This window comes from Pseudomonas sp. B6(2017), assembly GCF_002112765.1.
In the GTDB taxonomy this organism is placed as follows: Bacteria; Pseudomonadota; Gammaproteobacteria; order Pseudomonadales; family Pseudomonadaceae; genus Aquipseudomonas; species Aquipseudomonas piscis.
The window spans coordinates 79,456-102,500 of the sequence record NZ_NEIQ01000020.1; the positions used below are offsets into that span (position 1 = coordinate 79,456).

Sequence of the window (23,045 nt, forward strand, 5' to 3'; positions counted from 1 at the left end):
ACATCGGATCCGGAGCGAACAGCGCTCACCTTCTCAGGCTCGCCACAGCACCTACACTGCGTTCAGCGCCACTTTCAACGAAGCTAGGGTATTGGTGACCTGGTAGTTGTTGGTGTCCGAGCCCTGGTAGATCACCCGATAGTTGCCCTGGTCGATCACCTTGGAAACGCTGCCTACGGAGACCAGCGCCGCCTGACCGTTCACCGCGGTCACCGAAATGTATTTCTCAGCCATTTTTGTTTCTCCTTGCGATTTGAATGTCTGCCCGGACACCCTTGTCCGGGAAGTTTTTGCACCCGGCCAACCACCCGGCAGGACTCTGCCCTGCCGACCGTTTACGGTGCAAAAGAGCTAGCTACTCCCCCACCGGCAGGTCTTGGGAAACAGCATTCGCCACCCACCCTGGCGCGGCAGCGCCAAGGTCCATGGTGATGACGAGAGAAGACTCAACCGGGCTCTTACGAACCAGACTCCGTGGTAGCCGTCGTATCCACGCCAGTCGATCGCCCGAGGTTCAAGCCCTTCACATGATTCAAGGTGCCGCAACGCGAACACTTGATCTGGAGCTCCGTGAACTCGCCCACACGGGCGAGCAGTCGTTTGCAACTACCGCATCTGCACTCTTTGAGCATCTTGCAATTCCTTTGATTTCAACCGCCCAGCCCACCAGGCCCGGGCTAAAAGCCACCTAGGCGCCAATGCAACTGGCATGCACCAGGCAGCGATAGCTCTGCTCGTGGCTGCCGCTGGCCGTCACCTTGTCGATCGACCAGCGCCCCTGCATGAACCCCGGCCAGCTTGAGTCCAGCAGCAGCAAGCCTTCGGCCGCCAGGGCGGGATTGCCCGGGCAGTCGATGTTGACCTTGCGCGCCGCCCGCTCCAGCTTGCGTATCTCGCCTTCCGCCGCTGCCCGCGCCTCGGCCTCGCTCTGATACCGCTGGCGCAAGGTCTTGAACGGCTTGATCCCCAGGCTCACCCGCCGCTCCTGGCCTGCGGCGCCATCCCACCAGGCGGTGATGCACCCGCTGTACTTCATCCGCGCCTCCTCATCGAGTGAGGCGGTGATGAAGGCCCGGTCCCCCGGTCGGTTGTCACGGGTCACGCTCAGCGTCACATCTTCCAGCGGCTTGCCCGAGAGGGACTTGACCTGGCCACTGCGGGCCAGCACATAGAGCCCGTTGATCGGCTTGGTGACCGCGTCGTAGCGCCGAGCCAGGCGCGTCAGGAAACCCATGTCGGTCTCGTTGGACTGGTCGATGTGCTCGATGGCCTTGCCTTCGAGCTCCGGGGCCACCCGGGGCGAAAAACCATGGCGGCTGACCAGTTGGCGAAACAGCGCGCCCAGGGTCGTTGGCCCATGGCTGGCACTGCGGCGCTGGCGGAAACCACTCTCATCGGCCGCGCCGAATGGCGCGGCAGTGGCCACCAGCTTCAAGCGCATGGGGAACAGCAACGGGGTGCGCTGGTTCACCACGAACAAGCCCTTGTCCACCAACCCGGTTTCCCGATAGCCGACCCGCAAGCCGATCTTCCCGCCCAGGCTCGGCAGACCCTCCAGGCCCTCGATGTCCAGGGTCAGCTTGAGCTGGTCGGACTCGATGCCCGCGGCATCCACATGCTGCCAATCCAGCAAGCGCTGCATGATCAGCTCCGAGTTGGCGCCGTAGATCTCCACCACGGGTGTAAATCCAAGTGTCATGTGGCCTCCTCAATCCCAGGCCGAAACCGGCGCCAGCGCCCGCGGCCGCGCTTCCACTTCCGGCAGCAGCACCCAGACTCCGGCCGGCAACACCGGTCCCAACTCCGCGAGCCCGGGATTGAGACACCAGAACGCCTCCTCGACCTCGTCGTCGCTGCGGGCCAATTCGCGGTACAGCAACAGGTTCGCCGAATCGCCGGCGATGCTTCGAGCCCTACGCATTGGCGAACTCCTCCAGATCCAGCACCCAATCGATCAGCATCGCCGTACCGTCGTCGATGACCGAACTCTGGGTTTCCGTGACGCTCTTGATCACCCAGCGCCCCCAGTTGCGCCCCACGCCGTCGATCAACGGCAGCGGCACGCGGCGGGCCTGCAAGGCGCGCAACTCGTCGAGGCGCGCCATGGCCACGCCGTACATGGCCTTGCCGGTGATCTTCAAGGTTTCCAGGCCCTGCCCGCCCTGGTTGGTCCGGGGTTTGCTCACCAGGATGTTCAGGGGCTTCCAGCCTCCGTCGGTGGTACGCACCAGGGAGTCATAGGCAAAGCTGCGGGACAGGCCGAAGATGAAATCTCCCAATGCCATCTGTTGTTTCATCACGCCACTCCATCGGTCAACGCCGCGCCACGCCGCACGGCCAGTGAATCGCCCGCCAGCGGCAGCCACTGCGCTTGCAGTTGCTGCACCACCCGGTCGGCCAGTTGCTGGGCGCTGGCCTGGTCCTGGCCGTGGATATGCACCACCGGGGCAAAGTTGATCTGCCGGTTCTCCGCCTGCGCCGCCGCAAGGTTCTGGCTGACCGCGGCCGGCGCGGCCAGGCGGTCCGCCTGGCGCCCAAGCTTGTCACCGAGCCAGGCACCGGTCTCGCCACCGGCCAGGCCGCCCAGGGCGCCTCCCAACAGGCCACCGATGGCAGTACCGACACCCGGGAAGATCAGCGTGCCGATCGCCGCTCCGGCGCTGGCCCCGGCATACGAGCCTGCCAGGCCACCGCCGACCGAACCCACGGCGGCCCCGACCTTACCGGAGTCACCCTCGCGCCAGCCTTGTACCAGGTCGACTCCAGCCTCGATCAGGCTCAAGGGCCGGAACAACTTGCCCATCAGCTTGCCCCCGGCCCCTCCTGGAAGTCGCGGCGCCTTGCCGGACAAACGCCGGCCCACCGTGGAACCCACTCGCTCAGCGGCCAGGCGCGCCATGGCCGCCGCTCGGGTGGCCAACCCGGACATCGCGGCTCCCAACCGCGATGACAGCTGGCCAGCACTGGCAGCCACCCTGGCAGAGGCGTGCCGGGTCATCGCGGCCAACCGGGTCCCGAGGCCAGACACTGCCGCGCCCAGCCCCCTGCCCGCCGCTTGCACGGCGGCCGCGCTCCTGCCGGCCAGGTTCGCAACCGTGCCGGCCAAGCGCGAGAACACCGGGCCCAGCCGTGAGCGAATACCACCGCCACTCGCCCCTCCCGCCGGAGGTTGGGGCCCGCGAGGCTTCTTGCCCAACGAGAACAGGTCACTGACATCGGTGTAGAGGTCCTTGAGCTTCACCAGCGCCGAAACCGCAGCCACCGAGACCGCCAGGGCAGCAGCGAAATGAGGGAACAGCTGCGCCAGCTCACCGAACTTCTGCAGCACCGCACCAGCGCCGGTCAACGAACCGCCGTAGTCGGCCAGCACCGCCGAACCCACGGAGCTCTTGAAGCCATCGACCTGGGCATCGAGGCGGTTCCACTGGGCCTGGGGCGTTTGCGCGGCCTCCTGGGCCGCCTTGGCCACCGCCCCCTGGCCATCGCGCAGCGAGCTGGCGTACTGCGGCTTGTCCGCCATCAGGGCAAAGGCCTGGGCCAGCCCGTCCAGGCGTGGCAACAGCGCCTGCAACGCGCCATTGTCGGCGAACAGCTGCGCGGCGATGGCGCCCTGGCGTTCGGCCGGTCGTGCCTGCAACGCCGCGAGCACCGCCTGGATCGTCTGCGGCGCCTGGGTCTGCATATCGCGAGCCACGGCTCGGGGATCGAGCTTGAGCTCACGCCAGGCCGCAAGCTGCTCCGGCGAGACCTTGTCACCCTGGCCCAGGGCCTGGCTGAACTGGGCCAATGCCACTCCGGCACTGGCCTGGTCAGCCCCCGACTTGAGCAAGGCGGCCAGCAGCGCGGCCGCTTGTTCCGGACTCATGCCCGCGGCCATGGCGTTGCCGCCATAACGGCCGAGGATCGAACCGATGTCCGCCGCCGAGACCTTGAGCCCGCTGCCCAAGTGCTGGGTGGCATCGGCCAGGTCCAGGCGTTGGCCGCGGTCGAGCTGCATCGCACTGCGCCAGCCCAACAGCAAGTCCCCCGCCTGCTTGACCTTCAACTCCAGGCCGGAGCCGACCAGCGCCGCATCCCGGGCAAAGTCCAGCACCTGCTGCGGCTGATACTGGGCCGAAGCGCCCGAACCCTCGACGCCGACCCCGGCCTTGGCCGCCGCCAGCCCGACCCGCACCAGGTCGGTAGCCGTGGCACCGGTGGGCGCCACCAGGGGTTCGTTGGCCAGCTTGATGTGCTGCTCCACCATCTGCCGCTGCTGCTCGGCGGTCAGCGGCAGCACCCGCTTGAGCTCCACCATCGCGGTATCCAGGCCGATGGCCGGCTTGAGATGGCTCAGGGGCTTGTTGTCCAGCACCGAGGCCTTGGCTGGCTGCGTCGCAGCAGGTGCGGCCAGGACCTGGCGGTCATTGAGGGTCATCAGCAACGAACGCTGGGAGACCAGCACGCCCCTTAGGGATTCGACCACCGCCAGCAGTCGTTCCTGCCCGCGAACCAGCTGCCTGAGCCCGCCGCCAAGGGCGCCATCGCGCTCCGGCAAAGGGGCCGACCACTGCAACGTCGCTGCAACATCGGCGGACAATCCGCCTGCCTGCTGCACCGCGGCGAACCTCAGGGAAAAGTTACCTTGTGCCATCGCACGCTACTCCTTGTTCAGGCCCAGGCGGGTCATCGCTATGTCGTAGCGACGCATTGCCTTGCCGGCGTCCCACTCCAGGATCTCGGCCTCGGTCACCGAGTAGATCAGCGGCACCACATCGAGGATCACTTCGATGTCGCGCTGCGAAAGAAGTCCGCCGGTTGGTTTAAAAAATCGTCGATGCGCACCTGCAACTGGGTCCAGTCCGGCACGGTCAGCATGGCCAGGTCCGGGATCATCAGGCCGGTGCAATGGGCGGTGATGAACTCGGCCCGCTCCTTGGGCGTCGCGAGTTTCTTCATCACCTTGGTCGCGCGCAGCGCTGGCATTTCCAGGGTCAGCGACGTCCGGCCCTGGCCAGCCAGGTCCAGCGGCAACAGCAGCGGTACCTGGTCCGGGTCGGCCTGCTCGTCCTGCTCCAGAAAGTAGGAAGTCGGACGGGTCGACATATCGTGTACGTACTGGGCAATGCTCACGTAGTCCGGACGCTTGAGCTGGTCCAGCTCCTTGTCGGACAGCCCCGTGGCGAGCTTGGCCAGGGCGAAGAACTGATCGTCTTCATCATCCCCGGCACGGGCCAGGGCATCTTTTTGCGCAGCGTAGAACAAAGGCTTGAGCGCGATCCGCTCAAGGGTGCTGCCATCGTCGCCGGTAATCGGCGCCAGCAGCACATGGACCGGAGGTGTCCAGGACATGAGATCAATTCCTTGGAAAAACAAAAACGCCGCCGGCCGCAGAACACGTCAGGCACCGGCGACATGGAAGGGCTAATGCTGGTCAGTTGGGGAACTTGCAGGAGCGAGGCTTGCCCGCGATGGACGCCAGGGCGATGGGTTTATCCACTGGCCTTAACGCCACTCGCGAGCAATCGAGCGTCGACCGGCGGCTCCTACAGGGGATCACCGCGCTTGACTGACTGGCATTGGCAGAAGGGTCGCGCCTTTTAGGGCAGCAACACCGCACGCCGCGCCGCACCGAGGATGTCGACCCCGTTGAGCATGAACTTCTGGGTGCGCACATCGACGTCGATCACCGGCACGCCGTTTTCCAGGCGGTTGTAGGTACGGCAGCTCAAGTCCAGGGTGGTCTTGGGCTGCTCGCCCATCTTCAGCGGGGCCTCTTCCAGCGACTTCAGCTTGCCGCCCACGGTGTGGTAGACGAAGTAGGTGTTGCCGTCCTGGTCCTGCCCGGCTTCCCGGACGTTGAGCAGGATGTCGTCACCCACGCTGACGCCCAGGGCCAGCATGACTTCCGGACCTGCGCCTTGCAGCACCAGCTTGGCCCCCAGGACCTTGCCGCCCTTGGCCATTTCCTCGCCGATGAAACGCCCACCACGCATTTCCTGCATCTCGAACTCGATCTTCGGTGGCGTGAACTCCTCCACCGTCGCCGACAGCGGCAGGCCTTGCAGGGTGGCCGCGATGGCCTGTCTGACTCGGTTGGTAAACATTAGAGAACGTCCTCCAGGAACTGCTCGATGATTTCATCGCGGGCATTGAGTTGATAAATCATGTGCTCGTTCGGCGCGTAGCGGCCGTAGTCGATGACCACGTACCAGGTGCCGTTCTTGTACTTCTCGACGCTGTTGAGCTCGGGGTGCAGGTAGACCTTGCCGCCCGGGATGGTCTCGTCGGCCACCAGGGTCTGCAGCCAGTCGTTGATGCGCTTGACCTCCTGGTCCATGAACGACTTGGTCAGGTTCTTGGCCATGGCCTTCTGTCCGGCCTTGACCAGCTTGCGGCTGATGGCGTCTTCCAGGCCGACGTAGCTGATGAACTTGCCGGTGATGGAGCGGTTGCCCACCAGCGAGAAGCCGCCCAGCACGGTGCGTGCGTAGTAGCTGATGCCGTAGCGGTTGAGCAGGTCGCCCTCGGTGGAGGTGTCGAGGATGTTGTATTCCACGCTGCGCGAAACATCTTCGGCGAAGGTCACCTGGTTGCCCGGGCTCTCCCACTGCTTGACCTTGGCCAGAGCCGCGATGGCCAGGCTCGATGGGGCCAGGAACACATTGGCCTTGGCCGCCTTGGAGTACACCGCCGGCAGGTTATGCACCACCAGGCAACGGTCGAAGCCCAGGTCGGCGCCGCCCAGTTCCTTGCTGTACGCCACTTGGTCGGCCACCGAGGCATCCTTGCCATCGAGCACCACCCGCGCCTTGATGCGCTTGCCGAACGCGGCGAACTCACCGGCCACCGCCTTGCTGCCGGTGAAGCCCGGGGCGCCGATGATGGTCAGGTCCTCGGGCACGCTGCTCAGGGCCGCCAGGCCCAGCTTGCGCCCGGTCACCGCCTCGTCGCCGCCGATCACGTTGTTCAGGGTGTCGGCTGGTGTCGCGCCTTCGTCGACGATCACCACGTAGACCGGCACCTTGACCACTTTGAGGATCTGCAGCACCGCCTGGAACAGCGTGCCGGCCTCGGCGCCGGTAGGGTCCAGCAACGCCTGGGTGCTGAAGTTGCTGATGCGGATCGGCGTGTTCTTGGCCAGCGAGGCATGGGCGTTGGGCGCGGTGCCCACCAGGCCGATGACGTTGTCGCCCAGGCCACCCATGGCCTCGGGGGACTCGCTGGCATTGACGGTGATGCCGTTGTGCTCGAAGTTCAAAACCTCAGCCATGGTCAGTCAGCCTTCTTGGTCGCGGCCTTGGCGGCCTTGGTGGATGGGGTTTGCACCGCAAGGACGCTGGTCAGTTCCAGGCGCCCGGCACTGCGCAGCGCGCTGGCCTGGACATCGAGCAGGTCGAGTTCTTCGCCGACGCTCGACCAGTGCCCACCACCAGTGGGGAATGGCACGAGCACGGTGTATTTCTGGCGGATAGCCATATGCATGTTTCTCCAGAGACAAAAACGCAAAAACCCCGGGACGGGGCTTTGTTCAGGCGTAAAAAAACCGCTTGCGCGGCAGAAGGGTTACTTGAGGAATTCCGGCTTGGCCGGCCAGGCGACCGCATCCGGATCGCTGCCCTGCTCGGGAATATCCCGCAGCCCCTGGCGGTAGGCGGCGAACGCCGGACGATTGGCTTCGCCCATGGGGTAGTCGGGCATGGCGGCATAGTCACTGGCGGCCAGGTCTTCATCGCGCGCCTTGCGAATCATTTCCCACTTGATGATCGGATGCAGCTCGGCAGGTACAAAGGTAGGTTTCATGGTGTCGTTCCTTAGCTAATGGCCAGCATGGTGCCCCAGTCACCTGGATTGGTGACCGCACCGGTGCAAGCACCGGCCAGCATGATTTCAATCAGTCCGTTGGACGAAGTTCGCATTGGATGCAAGTGGAAATAGGCTCCAAACAATGCCGAAGGAGACATCACGGTCGAGCACCAGCGCCATTTGCCCTTCTCGGCGCCATGACTCCAGGCCCCAGCGATCGACCCTTCAATCACTCGCACGAAAGCACCCAGGGTCAGCGAGGTGTTCAGCGGTACCGCAGCGGCACCGTTCGCCAATGCCTGGTCGCTGGCGTAGGGAAAGGCCAACCAGGGGCTGGAGTCGATCTGGGTCCATTTCATTTGCCAGACGTTGATCGCCCCGCGCCAATAGTCCGATGCCCGGATATCGAAATTCGGATACTGCTCCCGGACATCCGCCTGCACCTTCAGCATGAAGTCGACATCCGCAACCGGGCGCCCCATCGCCTGGGACACCGAAGAAATGGCACGCAGTTGAGTCGTGGTGACCTGAGCATGAATGCCCCAGTTGTCGATCAGTGTCCCGGCCGAGTTGGGTAAAAGGGTGAAGTTCTTGGTAACGGCCAGGCGTGGCAGGCGACCCTGGAGATCCGCAAGTTGCGAGTCATATTGCTGGCGAGCCTTGGCAATGGCCTGGTCGATCTCGCCGATCTTGCCCGTGACGGTATTGGTCAAGTTGTTCGCCGCGTTTACCACCGCGGCCAGTTGCTGTTCTGTACTCAAAGTCCTAACTCCTTAGATTGCGTTGCGACTGTTCACAACGACGTTGCCCATCCAGCACCGGTGACTGAACCACTTCACTGGCACCTGCAAGCCTGATTCAAGGCCCGTCAGACGGTCCTTTTTTCCAGGGCTCGCAGGCGAAACAGCACGTCGAGGCCCCGGTTCATATGGTCGATGCTGGCCGCCGAGAGCGTGGCCAGCTCATCTGCCAGCAAGATGTTGAGATTCTCGCTCCCGACCACCACGGTCACGCTCTGGGCCGGCAACGGCGAGATATCCAGGGTGAATTTCTGCAGTACCCGGGCAGCGGCGGCCTTGTACGTCAGCAGCTTGCCGGCCACCGAATACACCGCCAGCAACGTACCGCTGGCCAGGTAGAAACCGAACTCGCCGATCTCGTATTCGTCCGCCCCATCGAACAGCGCCGCCATCCGTAGCTGGTTCGAACCCAGATCCTCGTAATCCACGATTGCCACCCGTTGCCGCTCATCGCGAAGGCTGGTTTGCGAACCGCTCGGATCGTAGCGAGCGGTACCGGCGCCGATGTGGGTGATCTGCCCTTTCAAGCCTTGGTTCTTGGCCGCCAGCACTTCCTCCAGACCGGCGGAAGTGAAGCGAACCAAGCGCGTAATGTCTTCTGTCATAGCTGCGCCCTGAGGTCGTAGTCGTTGATGGTGTAGTGCTGGGCAACCCCAGCATTGTTGAGTCGGGCATCGAGCCCGAATTCAGGCAGCACGCCGGCCAGGCACAGCTCGCCATCGCTCAATGGCGTACCGACCCCAGCGCCCACGCCCAAAGCCCCATGCAGGCGGACTTGGGGCAATGCGCCCGGGTGGCTGTCGTCGCCGATGCTCAGGCCCGGCTCGGCGGCCGCGGCCACGCCCAGGCCGGCAGCGGTCTGGTGGACCACAGTGATGGTGCCCTCGTCGCGCTCGCTCCTGGCGGCGTTGATGCGCCGTATCAAGCGGTTGTGATCGCCACTGGACCAGTCCCGCACGATGACGGCCTGCACATCGAAGGTGTAGGGGTGTGCCTGGGGCCGTTGTTCGTACCAGGCCGCGATATTGGGCTTGAAGCCCAGGGACTCGACCGCGTGGCTCAAGGCCTTGTGGGTCCCGGCCTGGCGCTGGATCTGCCAGGACAACGCCACGGTCAGGCGCTTTTCGGTTTCACCGGCTCCGGCATCCCACTCGTTGACCCCACGGTCTGCAGCCAGGTAAGGCAGGAACTGCGCCGGGGTACGGGCCGGGTCCATCAACTGGGAAAACGGCGGTGCCACACGCTCCAGCAACCGGGCAAACCCCAGGTCGAGAGCCTTTTCCAGTGCCGAGCTGTTGCTCGGTAGCAAGCTCGAAGGTGCATTGTCTTCGTTCATAGAATCCGCACCTCCACTTCAACCCCCAGGCAGTAAGGCGCCTGGAATGCACTGGTGACTATGGGCTGCAAAGGCTCGAGGATCTCCAGCTGCACCGCACCTGCCTTGTGCAAGGTGAAATCGATCCAGCTCGGGTCGACCCGCCCCTCCAGGCGGTGACAGCTGTCGGCGTAGGCCTGGAGCTGTTGCTGTGTCGCGACCTTGGTCAGTCCGGAATCGGGTCCCGGATTGATCTTGGCCACCACACGAATCCGGTAGGGCAAGATTTGCGCTGCCTGGACGGTGACCCGATCCGTTTCCGGCTTCACATCCGGGCGGGCGAAGTGCCTGCGCACGCCATCAAGCAACTCTGCCGACGGCGCGCCATCCCCCGAGCGCGACAGCACCGTCACCATCACCTCCCCCGGCGCCGTGCGCCGGGCGTTGCCATCCTTGACCTGGGCGGCGAAGCCATCCGGGTCGAAGGTGTAGGTGACCGTCACCACCCCGGCGGCGCCGGAGTCGACCTTGACCACCGGCCGCTCCCCCAGGGTGAAGATCTCCCGTCGATACTGCATCCGCGAACCGGCCGCTGGCGCGTGGGGCGCCAGGTAATAGCGCAGCCGCGCATCGTCGTCGCTTTCGTATACCGGCGGCACCGGCGGAAAGGCCTGGTCGTCGCCCGGCACCAGCAGCTGGCGCTCCAGGCCCATGTCGGCCAGGCGCGCGTCCAGGTTGCTGCCGGTGGCCCACCACGCCAGCATCTGGCGGATCCGCGCGTTGTACTTGCGCTCGTGGGTCTGCAAGCGCACGCAGAAGGCCTCCAGGGCCATGGTCAGCAGTTCGCTTTCGTTGTCCAGGCTGGTGCGCAACTTGGCCGCCTGCTCCGGCGAACGGGCGGCCACATAGTCAAGGACGAAGGCCTTGAACTCGGCCAGCAACGGCTCGAACTCATCGACCTTGACGATCTCCGGTTCTTCGAGCTGGTTCTGCCCGGGAATCAGCATGCTCATGTCACCACCTCGAAGGATTGCCGGCGGTTGTTCCAGGTCCCGGCGAAGCGCAGTAGCAAGCCCGCGCCCTGGCGGCTGGCGACTATGACCTCGGGCTCGAAGTCGGCAATGCCGTTGGCCTTGTTGTAGAACGCCTCGGCGGCGTGGCTCTGGGCCAGGACCAGCAGGTCGTCGCCGAGATTGCGCCCCAGCAACTGGGGAATCAGCGAACCGTACAGCGGCCGCTTCTGCCGGGTGCCCAAAGGGGTAGTCAGCGCTCGGGTGGCACGCTGGACGAATTGCAGCCAGTCATCGACCGCTGCCCCGGTGTGTCTATCAACGCCGATCATGGCGAACTCCTTATGCGGTACTGATGACTCGGCCCTGGTGCTCCACCAGCGGGCCGCGCAAGTGCACACCTCCGGCGTCCAGCCGCAGGCCGCTGGCGCCCAGGCTCAGGTCCACGGCATCGGCAGTCATCACCAGGCGGGCATTGCCCAGGCTCAACTCCAGCGCTTCACGGCTGCCGCTGAATGCCGCCGGGCCGTTGCTCCAGTTCAGGGTGTGGCTGGTGTCGTCGTAGCTGCTCTGGCTGCCGTCGCGGTATTGCCGACGGGTCAGGCCGGCGACCGTGGCGGCCGGGGGAAAGCGCTGGCTGTTGAGGCCGAACAAAGCCACCGACTGGCCCCCGCCCTCCCCCGCGCCATGGTTGAGCAACAGGCATTGCTCGCCCACCGAAGGAATGCGCGACTCGCTCTGCTCCCCGGCGCTGGGGTTGAAGAAACGGATGGCCGGGGTTAGCAGGTCGCCATGGCTGACCCGGCAGGTATTGCTGGCGGCGTCCACCGAATGGCAAACGCCGATCCGGCAGAAACTCTCGGCACGCCGATGCAGGTCGTCCAGCTCGGTTTCCATCTCGGCCAGGCGCTCGATGATCGGGGCCAGTTGCACCCTAAGGACGGCATCGAACATGGTTCAGTCCTCCAGGGCTCGGTATTGGCTCGGATCGTCAATGCTGGAGACTTCCCAGGTGCGGGCGAACAGCGGCTTGCCCACAGGGTCATCCAGCAGCGTCGGGCCCAGGTAGATGGCCTGCTCGAAACTCAAGCTCCAGGCGTCATGGGTCGGCTGCGGATCGGTCACCGGCAAAGGCTGCGCGACGATGTTGCCCGCCGCGCCACACTGCTCGGCCGACCAGCCCCAGCGGTTATCCACCAGCACCGTCAGCAGCCGGCTGGCCAGGTCCCAGGCGGCCTGGGCCGAACCCGCCTGGCGCGGCACACGCAGCTGCAGGACGATGCGCAGCAACTGCGCCTGGCGCCCCTGGAAGGAACGCGGAGCCTGCTGGTTGCGCTCGATATCCAGCAAAAACCAGGGCTGCCCCGAGGTGTTGTCGAAGTCCTGGCGCGTGCCCACCTGCAGCCCTGGTTCGGCCTGGCACAAGCCACGCTCGATGGCCTGCAGCAGTTCGGAAGGTTTACGAATATCCGGTACGGACATGAAAGTCTCCTGTTCCCCTCAGGGATGCCGGGCCACCGCTGGGGCGCCCTGCAGCAGGGCCTGGGACTCGCGCACCCACTGCTGCAACGCCTTCAGTTGCTCGGCGTTGGCGTGGCACTGGTTGTAGTTGTCGACGACGCTGGCGGCGACGGTAGAGAGTGCAAGGCCCGAGGCGGCGCCATCAGTGCCGCGGGGGCCTGCGGCCACGGGCAGGTTGCGGGCACCGGCGTCGTGCACCCGGACAAAACCGGCAGGCACCACGCAAGCACTATCAGCGGCTTGGGAAACATAGATAGGAACCTCCTTGGTAATAGTGGTGCCCGCCTGGTGGACCTTGACGATGCGGTCGACGTACTCGACCACCACCTTCTCCTTGACCGTACCCAGGGCCTGGCTCTGTTCGAAGGACTGGCGCAGGCGCGCCTCGTCCAGGACGTGGTTGCGGCTACGCTCGCTGCCAACCCCGGTGATATAGCCCAGGGCATAGAGCAGCCCGGCCATGACCGCCACGGCCAGCCAACTGCGAATGTTCATGCTGATTCTCCTTGGCGCACGCCGGCGGCCTCAGGCGGCCGGCAGGCCCAGTACCGAGCGCGCCCGGCCCCAGAGCTGGCGGCGATCTTCCAGGCCGTTCAGACCGCCATTGATGCGCCGGGTGATGGCGTTGAATTCGTCACGATCGGCCAGGGCATTGAGCCCCGCCCGCTCCCAGAACCAGGCTGCGGATTCGGCGGCCCATTGCGCCTGCTCCAGCAGCTCGGGCAACTCCAGCAGGCGCTCGTCGCCGAACAGGCCAAGGCTGCACTGGCGATAGTTGCTGCGCCCGGTGACCTGGATCAGCCCACGCCCGCGATAGCGCTGGCCGTCGCCATCGGCCTCGGGGGTATTGCCCAGCCGCGCGGCCAGGGTGCCGGTGTCGTACTTGCTCAGGTACTGGTCGTTGCCCAGCTCGCGCACGTACTGCAACTGCCCCGATTCATGGCCGATCTGCGCCAGGAACGCCGCCTGGCGCTTGGGCGTATCGATCTGCCGGCGAGCCATGGCAGCGTTGAGCGGGGATACGAAAACGCCCGCTTGGCGGCGGGCGTTCGGCATGATCTTGAGCAACTGCTCTTCAGTGATCGACATAGAGGATTCCTTTCATTTGTTCTTCCCACGAAACAGCGCGAACAGTGGGTTGGATGAGCTCCTGGACTCGGCCGAAATCGATTCGGCCACCGCAAGTTGCGGGCGCAGCGCCTGCTGCGGAAAAGCCTGCTGGACAGGCCAGTCGCGCAACTGCTGGCGATACTGCTGCAAGCTGGCGAACTCGGCGGCCGAGAGAGTCGTTTCTACCCCGGCCTCCAGTTGGTCGCGATGCCGGGCCACCACCCCATCGGTTTGCAGCAACTGCGCGTCGCGCCAGCTACGTTCGTTCTCCTGTAGCCACTGCGCATCGGGGGCCGGCAAGTCGACCAGGACCGGATAACCATCGTCCCTGGCGGCCATTTTCTTCGGGCTCAGGGCCAGCTCGCTCAACAGCGAATGCCAGTAGCGCTCGGGCACCTCCACCACATCGTCCGGCATATCGCTGCCATGGATCGCCGGCAAGTAGGCACCACAGGTGCTTGGGCTGAAAAAGATCGTCGAGTTGTTCATTCAGTACCCCACTACTCGGTAATAGATGAGCCACTGCGAGCTGTTCCCCAAGTGGTTGAAAACCCTCAGCTGGCAACCTTGGTTGGTTACCTTGTTCCATACTGCAATCACCATGGCCGCACCGGTGCCGGCATGGTTGGCCACAATGGAGCGCACGCCATTTGGAAAGGCAACCGGAAAGGTGACGTAGGCGTCACCGGATTCATTGCTGGTGCAAATTCCCCACTGATCGATGATGCCGCTCGGATGTCGTTGAAAACCCGAAGCGCCATACGAAGCGCTGAACATGGGCGAATACTTCAGCGCGGCATCGCCATCGTCCAGGCTCCAGCCACGGTCATACAGGTTGCGCCGGAATACCGCCCGGGTACCTGCGGTGAAGGTCATCGGGCCACTGCTGGCACCGGAGATCTGCGAAAGGTTGTCACCAGCCCGGCCCTGCACGGTAAAGGCCCCGCCCCAGCCGAACACCGTGACCAGGCCACCGGGTGCCACCGCCGCCCACTCGGGCAAGGTCACGGTCACTGGGGCCGTCAGGGCAATCAGCTTGCCGACATCGCCAGGGGCCAGGGCCACGTCGCGATCATAGTTGACTTGCCCCGAGTAACTGCCCAGGGCCCGCTGCACGAATTCGGTGGTCGCGACCTTGTTGCTCGCATCGAACTTCGGCGCCGTATCGAAAGCGCCCTTGCCACGCAAGGCCGTCAGCAGCTGGTTGTTCACCCCTTCGACCGGTGTGGTACCCGAGGCCCGGATAACGTTCAGCAATTCTTCGGTCACCGAATTGCCCCAGCTCGCGGAAATCAGCGACCCGGGGGTTCCCGCCACGGCATCCTCATCCACGAACCTGCCGTTGACCAAGCCAACGCTGGGCACGCTCCTTGGATAATCCATTGTTTAACTCCTGCCATCTCTGGCTTTTCGACTGACGAGCACAGTCCCGCCATTTATGGCGGTGCTCGGTCAGGACAGCTCACGCTGAAAATGAATATCAGTGCCGCATCAGGACGCTGCATCCGGCGCCGGTTGCGCGGGCTTTCTGGCCCGGGTGCGCTTCACCGCGGGAGCCGCTGCCGGTGCCGGCATCACTTGTACGGGGCGCTTGTCGCTAGCGGGGAATTCGTCCTGGGCCGGCCATTGGCGCAACAGCCGTCGATAATCCTGCAGGCTCTGGAATTGAGCCGCCGACAAGCTGGTGGCGCCACCGGCGTCCAGCTCATCGCGATGGCGTGCCACCACGCCGTCGGTCGCCTGCAATTGACCGTCGCGCCAGGCCCGCTCGATCAGCGCCAAGGTCTCGGCCGAAGGCCCGGGGCGTTCCACCAGGATCGGCCGGCCCAACTCGTCGGCGGCGATGGCCCGGCCCTGGGCCTGACCCTCGAACAGCTTCTGGTACTCCAGGTCGGTGATCTTCACCGCCTGCTCCAGCAGCGCCGGTTCATGCTCGTCGGAGCACAGGAAACCCAGGGTCTGCGCTAGAAAATACTTGCTCATTCAATACCCCCAAACCAGGATGCGGCCGCCGATGGCAGTCGGAATGGGGGCGTTGGTCCCAAAGATATCCCGGGACTTGGCCACCACCACCGCCTTGTTGCTGCTGGGCAGGTCGAAGGCCCAGACCGTGGTCCGGCCCGTGGCACCCCAACCCTGGGGATGACTTTCGTTGGCGATGCCACCCAGCACCGCGTTGGGAAACTGGATGGGTAGCGACAGAGTCATGTTGCCGTTGCTGTCGGAGCCACCGATGAGCCACTGCACGATCAGGCCACTGGGCAATTTCTGATAACCCGTGGTGTTCAACGAACAGGCAAAACCCGGCATGTAGCGCATCGGTACGCTGCCCAGCAGCGCCGTCCACTCGCCATTGAGGTGCTTGACCAGCACCACCGAATCGCCCACGCCGAACTCGAAGCTGCCGAGGTAGCCGTTGCCGACGGCGATCTTGTCGCCACCATTGACCACCACGGTCATGGCCCCGGTGCCGGTGTTCATCAGGTACAGGGCGCTGCCATTGGCGATGGCCGGTCCGGCCGCGGGCAAGGTGATGCTGTAGCCGCCATAACCGAAGCGCACGCAACGACCGATATCGGCGGCGGTCAGGGTGGTGGCCGCGTTGTAGACCGCCACATCGCGCAGCGAGCCCAGGGCGCGTTGCACGAACTCGGTGGTGGCCGCCGACTTGCCGTTGTCGAACTGCGGCTTGGTCTGGAACAGCGCGCCGCTGCGCAGCGCGGTGATCAGCTGGTTGTTGCTGCCTTCCAGCGGAGCGATGCCCGCGGCCGACAGCACATTGAGGATTTCATCGGTGATCGCGTTGCCCCAGCTGGCCGGGATCAGCGACCCCGGCGTGCCGGCAACCGGGTTTTCATCGATGAACCGGCCATTGACCAGCCCGGAGCTGGGCACGCTTTTTGGATAGTCCACAGGTGATGTCCTGAAGAGGACGCCCACCGCTACGCCCCGGGTGCGACGCGGCTCGGCCAACGGCCAGGCAACGTCGGCACCCGGGATGGCGGGCAGGCGTCTTGAGATGATTGAAAACGGCTCGAAGGATTCGCGCCGGTCATTGGCCAGGCAGGTTGCCTGGCAACCATTGGGGGGCCTGCGGGCGCGCCGCCACGGCCGGAAACCCCTGGCAATCGGGCCATTCACGCAAGGCCTGGCGGTACTCCAGCAATTCCAGGTACTGCTGCGCGCTAAGGCGGGTGCCACGGCCCAGGTCCTGTTCATCGCGGTGCCGGGCCGCCAGCCACTGGCTGGCTTCCAGGCTGTCGCTGCGCCATTGTCGCTCCCGGGCTTCCGCCCCCTGGGCCACCACTTCGGCCACGTGGGCCCGGGCCATGGTTTCCAGCTTGTCGCCCGGCGGTGTCGCCAGCGGCGCAACCACCGGTTCGGTTACCTCAGCCGCCGAAGGCGGCACTGGGCTGGCCTGCCATTGCATGCCCACCCGCACTTCGCGCCCCGTGGGCGCAGGGTGGATGGCTGCGAGGAACTGCGGGGCGAACAAATCAGCGATGGCGTAGTCGCCGGTCTCGATCAACTCGACCACCACGCCCTCTTCCACACGGACATAACGGGCCATCACGCGTACTCCCAGATTTCACAAAAGCCATTGCCACCGGCGCCGCTCAAGCAGGCGGCAGTGGTGTTGGACGAGCAACTACCACCCCCACCCGAACCGCGACTTCCTGCAAACCCCGGAGTATTAAGACCCGTAAGGGGAGCGCCACCGTCGAACGGACTAGCCCCACCAAAACCTGCCGCTGTTCCCCAGTTCGGATTGCTCATGGCATATCCACCCTGCGTACCTCGCGCGCTGGCAAGATTGCCGCCAGTTACAGAACTGCCTCCCATGCCCCCATGCACAAAGTTAATAGTGCTCGAGGCTAGGGTAAGCACCTGCCCACCCTGACCTCCGGTTGCGCTCATGTGGCTACCGAAGGAACTACTGCCTCCCGTGGTGCCCGCGACCGCACGCGCCTCGCCACCGGCCCCCAGGGTAATGGGCACCCCCGAGAGCATCTGTGGGCTCACGTCGAACAAGCCCTCGGCATAGGCACCGGAACCACCGCCGCCACCCACGGTGAAACTACCTGCGGGCACCGGCTGGCAGCCGCCGCCGGAACCACCGGCGCCCACCAGGCGTACGCGAATGCGCTTGGCCCTGGGATCGGGCCGATACAGGGTGATGCCCACGGTTTCGAACTGCTTCACCGCCAACAGCCGCCCGCTGGCATCGCTGATGCCGTAGCCGCCCAGGGTGGTGGGGGTGTTCTTCAAGCGCTTGAAGTCGAGCAACTCGCCAATGGCCTGGGTCAGCTGGTCAGTCTTGCGTTCATCCGGCACCAGGCCGGCCGCCTTGATGACGTTGAGGATCTCCTGGGTGACGCCATTGCCCCAGTCAGCGGGAATCAGCGATCCCGGCGAGCCGGTCAGCGGGTTTTCATCGACGAAGCGGCCATTGACCAGGCCCGCGCTGGGTACGCTTTTCGGATAATCCATGGTTCATGTCCTGTCAGCGGGGCAACTGCGCCAGCCACTTGGGCGGCTCGGGTCGCGCTTGGGTTTGTGACTCGCCGGCCGAGGCTGGCCAGTCCCGCAGGGCCTGGCGGTAAGCCAGCAGCTTGGCGAACTGTTTGCGCCCCAGGGTCGCCGGGGCGCCAGCGTCGAGTTCATCGCGGTGGCGGGCCACCAGCCAGTCGGTCCCGGCCAGGGTCGTGCGGCGCCAGTCGCGCTCGGCTTGCAAAAGCGGCTGCTGTGGTTCGGCGCCAAGGCTGTCCGGAGCCGGGCTGAACAGCTCATCCTGGTAGCGCCAGCCGACGCCCACCGCAAGGCCTGGCGGCAGCTCGACGCCACCGTCGATATCGCCGCTCACCAGGGCCGTCACCACGCCCTGTTCGATAAAGGCTTTCATCCCTAGGCCTCCCATCTGACACGGGCGTTGATCACCCCTGCGCTACTGGTGTTCTGCGCCCAGGACAGGATCAGTACACGCCCCATGTAGCGATCGCTGAAACCACCTTCGGGCATGACCGATGTCGCTGCCCTGAAGTTATGGCCAGTATCCTCGGCCACGATGCTGTAGTCGGTCTTGACGAGGTCGTCGTAGTCCATCATTCCCGCAACGTAGGCCCGGGGTTTCCTGGCCCAGTTCAGGGGCAGCGAGTAACTGCCGCTAGCTCCGGACCAGACCCCCACGGCTTCCAGCCGTGCCTTGTTGGCCAGCAAGGTCAGCTTGGGCAGGGTCCCGGCACCGGCGGTGACCACCTTGGCCAGGAGCATGTCGATGCAGGTGGAATCGAAACCACCTCCGGAGGCGCCGGCGGCGCCCTTGAGCGCAGGGGGAACGGCATCGTTGTCGGTGCCCTTTTGCAGGTAGCAACCCAACGCCCCACCCATGACCTGCATGCGCAAGAAGTAGGTGCTGTTGATCTCCAGGTCGGGGGACATCCAGGGCACGCTGTACAGCGCCCGCGGACGGGCGGTGATGCCCACCAGGGCTTCTTCGCCCAAGCTGACCAGCACCCCGCCGGGCACCATGACCGTGCCGCCCGCCGCAGCCGTACCCGGTGTCACCGCGATACGCCCGTCGGCCGTGGCCACGGTGGGAAAGGCCAACGCGGCCAGGGGCTGGGCATCCTGGGCCAGCACGCCCTTCAAGGCCCTGAGCAGCTGGTCCGATTCGCTTTCGGCTGGTGTGATGCCCGCCGCACGAATCACATTGAGCAACTCTTCGGTCACGCCATTGCCCCAGGCGGCGGTGATCAACGAGCCGGGCGTCCCGGTCAGCGGGTTTTCATCGACGAACCGGCCGTTGACCAGGCCCGCACTGGGTACACTTCTGGGAAAGTCCATCACCTGCCCTCTAGTCGTAATTGATATGCACCCGGGTATGGACCGGGGCGCTGCGGTGGATCAGGCACTCCAGGGCCGATCCGGGGTTCATGCCGAAGCGTTCGCCCCAGTAGCTGGCACCGTAGCGCCGGCCGAGCAGCAACCGGCCGCCGGTGTTGAGCGTCCACATGAACTGCGCCTGCCAGGTGCCGAAGTGCGCCGAGCCGAAGCGGGCGCGACCCATGCGCGGAGTCTCCAGCTCGGTAATGGTGGCGTTGGGGTAACCCTGGCTGCGGGCGATTTCCACGTAGTAGCTCAGCGCCTGGCTACCCACCGCCAGCAAGCGCCGGCGCACCGCCAGGCGGCGGTCGTCGAACAGCGGCGTGGCCCCCAGGCAGGGGTCGGGCAGCTCCATCACCCGCTCCCAGTCCGGCACCAGCTCGCTGACCCCGGCCGGGTCCATCTCGTTGAGCAAGTCGGCGGCCCGGGCATCCAGGCGCGCCAGTTCCTGGGCGATGCCTTCGAGCACCTGCTCCAGTTCAGGCACTTGCTCCGGGTCCCAGGCCGGGCCGCTGGGCAGCAAGCTGCGCAGTTGTTCCTGGTACTGGGCCGCGCTTCTCATTCCAGCCATACGCAACCTCCGAAGGTCAGCAGCTGGTTGTTGGCGGCCGGTACGTCGGCGCTGGGCGCCATCAGCTTGTGGTCGTTCTCGCCGGTGGCACTGCTGATGGCTTCGGCGATATGGGTCAGCAGCAAGGTTTCGCCGAGACCGGCTTCACGGTGGTGTAGGTCGCGCAACTGGGCTTGCACCGCGGCGCGCACGGCGCTGGTGTCCGGGCTCAGGCGCAGGCGATAGGTCACTGGCTGCTGCACTGGGGCCAGCACGTGGACCTCGGCGGTCACCGGCCGCAGCGGCTCGATATGCGCTTGCACCTCGGCCAGTTGCGCGGCATCCGGCACCGGGTGCGGATCATCGTCACGCATCACGAACAGGCCCACGGTGCCCGGCCCGAGGTAGCTGCCGCGGCACCAGGCGCGGGTCACGCCGGGGCACTCCAGGGCCCAGGTCTCGTAGTCCTGGGCCGAGCCGCCGTGGGGAATGACCCGGTACGAACGGATCACCCGCGAGCGCAGCGACTCCAGGCTCTCGCGCGCGACGCCGCCCACCAGCCCTGGCGCCAGCACCGTGAAGCTGCCGCTGATGCCCTGGATCGGCTGCACCGGGATCAGGCTCAGGCCGGCCTCGGCATTGCCCAGGGAACCGGCATCCAGGGCAGCGATGCTGGTGCTGTTCAGGCCGCTGCTGGTGGTCCGCGCGGCGGTCACCTTGTAGCTGCGGCCATCGCTGGACTGCAGCAGCGTATCGACATCCAGCACCGCCCCGGCCGAAGCCATGAAGCTGACGTTGCCGCTGGCCGCCTGGGCGGCCTTGCGTGGCTGGTTCAAGCGCAGGGCGGCGATCCGTTCCAGGGTCGACTCATCGGCCTTGTCCGGCAGGATCTGCTCGGCGATCCAATCCAGGTAGCCATACAGGCCAAAGGCGGCGCCGCTGAGGGTTCGGGCCAGGACTTGGGCATCGGACTGGCGCAGCGAATCGCTGGCCAGGTCGCTTTGGGTGCGCTTGATCAGCACCGGCAGCGAAGGCGTTTCAAACGGCATAGGTCACCTGCCAACTGTGTTCGGGGTTGATGTCCAGGCGCTCGCCACCGGCCAGTACCAGCACGATGCGCAGGTTCAGGCGTTGGGCGTCGAGGCGTTCGCTGCTGATGTCCACGGCGCTGCAATGGCCATCGTCGATCAGCCATTGCAGGGCTTCGCGGGCGTAGAACTCGGCATCGAGCTGGGTCTGGCGGGTCAGCTTGACCCGGCGCAGCAACCACAGCCGCGAGCCGATGCGGTCGTCGGCCACCGTGGGAAAACTGTCGCCCCACCAGCCGAAGCGCTCGTCATCGTCGAGCACGTCATCGGCGGCAGCGCGGCGCCAGGTGTAGAGGCTGATCAGCACCGAACGGGTCAGCGCGGTCTTGAGGTCGTGGCTGAGGAACATCATGGGCCTCCCACCGGTGCGCCGGTCTGGCCGGGGCCCGGCTGCACGCCGGCATGCTGGTGGCGCATCTGGCTGATGCCACCGGCCACCTGGTCGCCCTGGGAGACGATCTTGCCGGTCTGGGTCAGGGTCGGCGTATCGATGTTCACCGCCGTGTCCGCCCGGATGTTCAGGGTGCCGGTCTGGATATCGATCACCCGGCCACGCTTGAAGTGCACCTTGTCGCCTTCGTCGGTGTAGATCGCCACCTCGCCGGGCGCCAGGGCCTGGAGGCGATAGCGGCGATCAGCGACCACCAGCACCACGGCGTGGGAGCGGTCGCCACCGAGGAAGGTGGCGATGCCTTCGGCCCCGGCCAGCGGATTGCTGGTGAAACCGTAGGGCTCGAAATGCTCCATGTCGTCATTCACTTCGCCAGCGGTCAGGCGCATCTGGAGCGATTGCAATTTGTTGGCCGAGTTGGCGAGCACGACGGTGCCGCGCGCCAACAGGCGTGTCAGTAGGCTCATGGTGGATTCCTTGGCTGGCCCGGGCCCGACGCATCGGGCAGGCAATGGCGGGCCCCGGTGGCCTGTACGCCGCCGGGGGCGGCTCAGGTTTTCGCGGGGACGGGGTTGGCGTCGAAGGTGTGTGGCGGCGCCACTTGCAAGGTGGTGATCGAGCCCTGTTCGGAGAGCGAATAGGTGACCTTGGAGATCAGCATGTCCTGGTCGAAGCCCAGGACCTTGTCGATCACCCGCACCAGGGTGTTGTGCCGCCACAAATCGCCGTTGCCCTGGCGCCAGCCCTGGACCCGATAGCTGGTGGTCAGCGCCTTGCCCATGCGGGTGGCACTCTCCCAGTCGGCCCGCTGCTGGGCCAGTTCAGGGGTCAGCTGCGCGCTTTCGCTGATCACCGTGACCCGCTTGCGCGCCATGCTCGGGTCCCGGGCCTGGCCCGAGACCTCGGCGACCGCAGCGCCGCTTTTCTGGTCGCTGCCCTTGTGCTGGCCAATGACCCGGTACTCGGAGAACACCTGGCTGAAATCCATCGGCGCATTAGCCGACAGGATGTTCTTGCCCAGCTCCAGAGCATCGCTGGCCCGCCCGCTACTGCCAGGCTTGGCCAGCAGCACCCGGCCCTCGGCATCGTCGGTGGAGAACACCCGGTACAGGGTCAGCAAGCGGTCGATGGACTGGAACACCGTCTCCCCGGGCACGATGCTGTGCTTGCCAAGCTTGGCGGTCTGCGGGATCTCGCTGACCACGCCCACGCCATAGGCGCCCGCCAGGGCCTGGACGATGCTCAACAGGCTCTGCTCCTGCCACTGGCTCGGGCGGTTGATGGCCGCGCAGTCGGCCAGGTCCTGGGTCAACGAACTGCCTTCGATGCTCAGGCTGACCTGGTGCGCGTCATAGCTGACCGGCGCCTTGTACACGTAGCCGGTGAGCACCAGGTCGCTGCCGATACGCACCTGGCAGCGCGAGCCGGGCTTGATCGGCTTGACCTCCAGTTGCCCCGGCCACTGCCAGGTGATGTTGAGGCTGAAGCTGCGGAACTGGCGCTCCAGGTCCGCGCTGATCTCGACGCTTTTCCAGCCGCCGTAGTCCAGGCCGTCAACGGTCAGGGTGACGGCATCTTGTGCTGGGTTCATG

At 65.4% G+C, this 23,045-nt stretch carries 34 protein-coding genes; all 34 read right to left on the bottom strand.

Going from position 1 to position 23,045, the window contains the following annotated elements:
* Positions 1-51: 51 nt before the first annotated feature.
* Entirely contained in the window at positions 52-234 is a 183-nt protein-coding gene (locus CAG11_RS27890; protein ID WP_022642646.1) for a hypothetical protein, read from the bottom strand.
* A gap of 224 nt (positions 235-458) precedes the next feature.
* A complete protein-coding gene (locus CAG11_RS27895) occupies positions 459-632 on the bottom strand; it encodes a Com family DNA-binding transcriptional regulator (RefSeq protein ID WP_022642645.1) in 174 nt (57 codons plus the stop codon).
* Positions 633-688: 56 nt separating this feature from the next.
* The gene (locus CAG11_RS27900; protein WP_085599257.1) at positions 689-1,699 is read right to left on the bottom strand and encodes a contractile injection system protein, VgrG/Pvc8 family; all 1,011 of its coding nucleotides are present in this window, start codon (positions 1,697-1,699) and stop codon (positions 689-691) included.
* Positions 1,700-1,708: 9 nt separating this feature from the next.
* A complete protein-coding gene (locus CAG11_RS27905) occupies positions 1,709-1,921 on the bottom strand; it encodes a tail protein X (protein ID WP_085599259.1) in 213 nt (70 codons plus the stop codon).
* The gene (locus CAG11_RS27910; protein ID WP_022642642.1) at positions 1,914-2,297 is read right to left on the bottom strand and encodes a phage tail protein; all 384 of its coding nucleotides are present in this window, start codon (positions 2,295-2,297) and stop codon (positions 1,914-1,916) included. The genes CAG11_RS27905 and CAG11_RS27910 overlap by 8 nt, the downstream gene beginning before the upstream one ends.
* A complete protein-coding gene (locus CAG11_RS27915) occupies positions 2,297-4,633 on the bottom strand; it encodes a phage tail tape measure protein (RefSeq protein WP_085599261.1) in 2,337 nt (778 codons plus the stop codon). The genes CAG11_RS27910 and CAG11_RS27915 overlap by 1 nt, the downstream gene beginning before the upstream one ends.
* 6 nt (positions 4,634-4,639) lie before the next feature.
* Positions 4,640-4,765, bottom strand: coding sequence for a hypothetical protein (locus tag CAG11_RS34205; RefSeq protein WP_022642640.1), 126 nt, complete (start codon positions 4,763-4,765; stop codon positions 4,640-4,642).
* The gene (locus CAG11_RS27920; protein ID WP_085599263.1) at positions 4,762-5,331 is read right to left on the bottom strand and encodes a phage tail assembly protein; all 570 of its coding nucleotides are present in this window, start codon (positions 5,329-5,331) and stop codon (positions 4,762-4,764) included. Before CAG11_RS27920 ends, CAG11_RS34205 begins: the two co-directional genes overlap by 4 nt.
* A gap of 248 nt (positions 5,332-5,579) precedes the next feature.
* Positions 5,580-6,086, bottom strand: coding sequence for a phage major tail tube protein (locus CAG11_RS27925; RefSeq protein ID WP_085599265.1), 507 nt, complete (start codon positions 6,084-6,086; stop codon positions 5,580-5,582).
* Complete coding sequence (locus CAG11_RS27930; protein WP_085599267.1) at positions 6,086-7,252, bottom strand: phage tail protein; 1,167 nt, start codon at positions 7,250-7,252, stop codon at positions 6,086-6,088. Before CAG11_RS27930 ends, CAG11_RS27925 begins: the two co-directional genes overlap by 1 nt.
* Positions 7,253-7,254: 2 nt before the next feature.
* Positions 7,255-7,458 carry a hypothetical protein gene (locus tag CAG11_RS27935; protein ID WP_085599269.1) on the bottom strand — a complete coding sequence of 68 codons (204 nt, stop codon included), beginning with the start codon at positions 7,456-7,458 and terminating at the stop codon, positions 7,255-7,257.
* An 87-nt stretch (positions 7,459-7,545) separates the two neighbouring features.
* Positions 7,546-7,782 (bottom strand): tail fiber assembly protein, encoded by a 237-nt coding sequence (locus CAG11_RS27940; protein WP_053135617.1) that lies wholly within the window; start codon positions 7,780-7,782, stop codon positions 7,546-7,548.
* 11 nt (positions 7,783-7,793) lie between these two features.
* Positions 7,794-8,498 (bottom strand): hypothetical protein, encoded by a 705-nt coding sequence (locus CAG11_RS27945; RefSeq protein WP_256578510.1) that lies wholly within the window; start codon positions 8,496-8,498, stop codon positions 7,794-7,796.
* Positions 8,499-8,653: 155 nt separating this feature from the next.
* On the bottom strand, positions 8,654-9,190 hold the full coding sequence (locus CAG11_RS27950) for a phage tail protein (protein WP_085599273.1): 537 nt from the start codon (positions 9,188-9,190) through the stop codon (positions 8,654-8,656).
* Positions 9,187-9,921, bottom strand: coding sequence for a phage tail protein I (locus CAG11_RS27955; protein ID WP_085599275.1), 735 nt, complete (start codon positions 9,919-9,921; stop codon positions 9,187-9,189). Before CAG11_RS27955 ends, CAG11_RS27950 begins: the two co-directional genes overlap by 4 nt.
* Positions 9,918-10,913 carry a baseplate J/gp47 family protein gene (locus CAG11_RS27960; RefSeq protein ID WP_085599277.1) on the bottom strand — a complete coding sequence of 332 codons (996 nt, stop codon included), beginning with the start codon at positions 10,911-10,913 and terminating at the stop codon, positions 9,918-9,920. Before CAG11_RS27960 ends, CAG11_RS27955 begins: the two co-directional genes overlap by 4 nt.
* Positions 10,910-11,242, bottom strand: coding sequence for a phage baseplate protein (locus CAG11_RS27965; protein ID WP_053135635.1), 333 nt, complete (start codon positions 11,240-11,242; stop codon positions 10,910-10,912). Before CAG11_RS27965 ends, CAG11_RS27960 begins: the two co-directional genes overlap by 4 nt.
* 10 nt (positions 11,243-11,252) lie before the next feature.
* Complete coding sequence (locus CAG11_RS27970; protein WP_085599279.1) at positions 11,253-11,864, bottom strand: phage baseplate assembly protein V; 612 nt, start codon at positions 11,862-11,864, stop codon at positions 11,253-11,255.
* 3 nt (positions 11,865-11,867) lie between these two features.
* Positions 11,868-12,392, bottom strand: coding sequence for a hypothetical protein (locus tag CAG11_RS27975; RefSeq protein WP_085599281.1), 525 nt, complete (start codon positions 12,390-12,392; stop codon positions 11,868-11,870).
* 18 nt (positions 12,393-12,410) lie between these two features.
* Positions 12,411-12,926: a hypothetical protein gene (locus CAG11_RS27980; RefSeq protein ID WP_085599283.1), complete on the bottom strand. Its 516-nt coding sequence runs from the start codon at positions 12,924-12,926 to the stop codon at positions 12,411-12,413.
* Positions 12,927-12,956: 30 nt separating this feature from the next.
* Complete coding sequence (locus CAG11_RS27985; RefSeq protein WP_022642626.1) at positions 12,957-13,520, bottom strand: glycoside hydrolase family 19 protein; 564 nt, start codon at positions 13,518-13,520, stop codon at positions 12,957-12,959.
* A gap of 12 nt (positions 13,521-13,532) precedes the next feature.
* The gene (locus CAG11_RS27990; RefSeq protein ID WP_085599285.1) at positions 13,533-14,030 is read right to left on the bottom strand and encodes a phage tail assembly chaperone; all 498 of its coding nucleotides are present in this window, start codon (positions 14,028-14,030) and stop codon (positions 13,533-13,535) included.
* Positions 14,031-14,924, bottom strand: coding sequence for a hypothetical protein (locus tag CAG11_RS33865; protein ID WP_085599287.1), 894 nt, complete (start codon positions 14,922-14,924; stop codon positions 14,031-14,033). It abuts the gene before it with no gap.
* A gap of 108 nt (positions 14,925-15,032) precedes the next feature.
* Entirely contained in the window at positions 15,033-15,524 is a 492-nt protein-coding gene (locus CAG11_RS28000; RefSeq protein WP_085599289.1) for a hypothetical protein, read from the bottom strand.
* A complete protein-coding gene (locus tag CAG11_RS28005) occupies positions 15,525-16,454 on the bottom strand; it encodes a phage tail protein (protein ID WP_085599291.1) in 930 nt (309 codons plus the stop codon).
* Positions 16,455-16,593: 139 nt separating this feature from the next.
* Complete coding sequence (locus CAG11_RS28010) at positions 16,594-17,112, bottom strand: phage tail assembly chaperone (RefSeq protein ID WP_085599293.1); 519 nt, start codon at positions 17,110-17,112, stop codon at positions 16,594-16,596.
* Positions 17,112-18,032: a hypothetical protein gene (locus CAG11_RS28015; protein ID WP_085599295.1), complete on the bottom strand. Its 921-nt coding sequence runs from the start codon at positions 18,030-18,032 to the stop codon at positions 17,112-17,114. The genes CAG11_RS28010 and CAG11_RS28015 overlap by 1 nt, the downstream gene beginning before the upstream one ends.
* A gap of 13 nt (positions 18,033-18,045) precedes the next feature.
* Entirely contained in the window at positions 18,046-18,444 is a 399-nt protein-coding gene (locus CAG11_RS28020; RefSeq protein WP_085599297.1) for a phage tail assembly chaperone, read from the bottom strand.
* Between the two features lie 2 nt (positions 18,445-18,446).
* Entirely contained in the window at positions 18,447-19,385 is a 939-nt protein-coding gene (locus CAG11_RS34210) for a hypothetical protein (RefSeq protein ID WP_085599299.1), read from the bottom strand.
* A 10-nt stretch (positions 19,386-19,395) separates the two neighbouring features.
* The gene (locus tag CAG11_RS28030; protein WP_085599301.1) at positions 19,396-19,995 is read right to left on the bottom strand and encodes a YmfQ family protein; all 600 of its coding nucleotides are present in this window, start codon (positions 19,993-19,995) and stop codon (positions 19,396-19,398) included.
* The gene (locus CAG11_RS28035) at positions 19,983-21,023 is read right to left on the bottom strand and encodes a baseplate J/gp47 family protein (RefSeq protein WP_053135669.1); all 1,041 of its coding nucleotides are present in this window, start codon (positions 21,021-21,023) and stop codon (positions 19,983-19,985) included. The genes CAG11_RS28030 and CAG11_RS28035 overlap by 13 nt, the downstream gene beginning before the upstream one ends.
* Positions 21,013-21,411 (bottom strand): phage GP46 family protein, encoded by a 399-nt coding sequence (locus CAG11_RS28040; protein ID WP_085599303.1) that lies wholly within the window; start codon positions 21,409-21,411, stop codon positions 21,013-21,015. Before CAG11_RS28040 ends, CAG11_RS28035 begins: the two co-directional genes overlap by 11 nt.
* A complete protein-coding gene (locus tag CAG11_RS28045) occupies positions 21,411-21,920 on the bottom strand; it encodes a phage baseplate assembly protein V (RefSeq protein ID WP_022642615.1) in 510 nt (169 codons plus the stop codon). The genes CAG11_RS28040 and CAG11_RS28045 overlap by 1 nt, the downstream gene beginning before the upstream one ends.
* A gap of 83 nt (positions 21,921-22,003) precedes the next feature.
* Positions 22,004-23,044, bottom strand: a complete 1,041-nt coding sequence (locus CAG11_RS28050; RefSeq protein WP_085599305.1) for a phage baseplate assembly protein — start codon at positions 23,042-23,044, stop codon at positions 22,004-22,006.
* Position 23,045: the final 1 nt, after the last annotated feature.